Source organism: Agrobacterium sp. CFBP 3001, from assembly GCF_027871605.1.
Taxonomy (GTDB): domain Bacteria; phylum Pseudomonadota; class Alphaproteobacteria; order Rhizobiales; family Rhizobiaceae; genus Agrobacterium; species Agrobacterium leguminum.
On sequence record NZ_JAQAHD010000051.1, the window covers coordinates 1 to 2,067 of the forward strand.

At 60.8% G+C, this 2,067-nt stretch carries 4 protein-coding genes; all 4 read right to left on the bottom strand.

Annotation, left to right across the window (positions count from 1 at the left end; all coding sequences use genetic code 11):
- Nucleotides 1-249: 249 nt before the first annotated feature.
- The gene (locus tag PH605_RS25205) at nucleotides 250-711 is read right to left on the bottom strand and encodes a DUF977 family protein (RefSeq protein ID WP_205125159.1); all 462 of its coding nucleotides are present in this window, start codon (nucleotides 709-711) and stop codon (nucleotides 250-252) included.
- 419 nt (nucleotides 712-1,130) lie between these two features.
- Nucleotides 1,131-1,547 (bottom strand): hypothetical protein, encoded by a 417-nt coding sequence (locus tag PH605_RS25210; RefSeq protein ID WP_142845042.1) that lies wholly within the window; start codon nucleotides 1,545-1,547, stop codon nucleotides 1,131-1,133.
- A complete protein-coding gene (locus tag PH605_RS25215) occupies nucleotides 1,544-1,810 on the bottom strand; it encodes a type II toxin-antitoxin system prevent-host-death family antitoxin (protein WP_010900293.1) in 267 nt (88 codons plus the stop codon). The genes PH605_RS25210 and PH605_RS25215 overlap by 4 nt, the downstream gene beginning before the upstream one ends.
- A gap of 130 nt (nucleotides 1,811-1,940) precedes the next feature.
- Nucleotides 1,941-2,067, bottom strand: a 127-nt coding sequence (locus PH605_RS25220) for a DUF736 family protein (protein WP_271040147.1), incomplete at its 5' end; no start/stop codon positions are given.

The following is a 2,067-nucleotide window of genomic DNA, read 5'->3' on the forward strand; positions in this document are numbered from 1 at the left end:
AATGGAGGGCGGCCGGGAGGAACTTTGTTGCCGCGCGAGGAATGGCGGCAGAGCCGACAGGGGAAGAAAGTTTCGGATGGCCGTTGCGGGAAGACGATCGAGGCGAAGCCGTTATCCGGTCAGACATGCCTCGTCGAGCCCGCAAATGGAGCGCCGCTAACGTCAGGCAAAGGCACGTGGCAATGGCAGCTGCGCACAGTTGGGCCGTCGCTCCGATTTCGGCGCATCGGCGGACCAATCACTCCGGCTTTAGTTCAGGCCGTACCAAATCCCGCGACCCGCTTCATGAAGGGTCAGATGTCCCTGCTCGGTCAACGCCCGAAGATGATCCTTGACGGTGTTGCGGCTTGCGCCCGTGGCCCTGGCCGCGTCCATCATGGTGACGCGCCCGCGCTCACGCGCCAGTTCGAGGATCGCGACCGACAACTCCGGCAGGTCGCAGAGCAGGATGCGTTCACGCTCGACCTTGCGCGCGAGCCGCTGCTTCTGGCGCTGCAAGCTCCAGAGGAAAACTCGACCCACGGATTCCAGTCCTGTTGGTCTGTCCGGATTGTGCCCGGCGTTCGACGAAGCGCGAGGTCGGCAAGCTGGACAGCCGGTCGGGCGCAATACGACCAAGCGTTCGCCACGCACCTTGAATTCGTCGATCTCGGCGATCAGCGATAGGATCTCAGGCGTTGTGCGTAATTTCGCGAGATCAAGAGCCGTCATCCATTCTCCCATCCGTTTCCATCCGAATTGGATACGACATACCGCACTCCATTTTTCCATCCATCCAATATGGATGATGGAGGGCAAAAGTCACAGCGGGAGGCCCGCCCGATGGGCGGAGCCCCGAGGACCTTAGTCGGGGTTGGGGCGGAAAAGGTCAGCTGGAGCCTGCGGAGGACGGGGCTTGTGACAGCGATCGGAGGAACAAGGCGAGGCGATAATCGCCGGCAGACTTCCGAGCGGCCCACCGGCCGGCACTCGGCACGATCACGCCGCGATCCACCGTCAAACGGCTTCGAGTGCCACGGCCTCATCGGAAAAATTTGGTAGGTCGCTCCACCACTCCTTCACTTGGTTTCTGTCGGCAGAGCGCAAAATCCAGCCGAACCCCGCAATCCGGCTGGGAAACCCTTCGTGGACTATTTGGACCGGCTGATTTCGGTAAACGATTTGCGACGCGCGATAAACTCCCGGAGAAGCGGAAGGAAGAAGGCCTTGCTGAACCGGCCGAGCGGTGGTTCGGGCTCGAGGTAAAAAGAGCGGCCGACGACGTCGCTGTTGAACTCATCGAGGATGATCCAGAGCCGCAGATCTGCATCGAGCCCGGCCCGCCGTTTCTCGATGGCGGGGATTTCCGCCGCAAAGCGGGCCTTTTCCGGCTGCTTCGTGGTGATCGGGAAAAACACCAGCAAATCCCCATCGGGTCGTGGGAGCCTTACGCCAACGGTGACCGGCCGATCCTTGCGGCCTTCAGTCTCGCCCCTGCCTGCCTCTCTCGCCCAAAGATAGGGATAACGGATGACCGTCGCGGTCTGGATGGCGTTATAGCCGCTCATCGGTTAGCCTCGTCGGTCTCCGCATAGGTATCGACCGCGGCCTCGAATTCGTCGAACAGTTCGCGCGGCATGGTTTCGAGCGTGCCGACGGTACGAGCATCGGATTGCCGCATCAGCCGTTCGTAGTCATCGATGTTGAGAAGCACGAGGCGCGGTTTGTTGCGCTGTGTAATCGTTACGGGATGCCGCAGAGCTTCCGCGATGATATCTCCGGATTTTCTGGAAAGATCGCTCGTTGAATATGAGCCACTGGTACGGGTCATGCTTATCTCCGTTGTATCCGCGTCGAGTCGGCCATAGCTGTCTCGATATATGTACAGCATTTACAGCAATGCTGTAAATGCTGTACACTGCGGCCAATTGGCCCCGCTCGGTGGCGGGGCCTCGAGGACCTCAGTCGCGATTGGGGCGCGACCAGATCAGCTGGAGACCGTCTTCGCCTTCGACTTCGGCGAGCGTGGCGTAGATCGGAGCCGGGAAACTCGGATCGTCGAGCTTGACCGAGAGGTAGTCGCGGCCC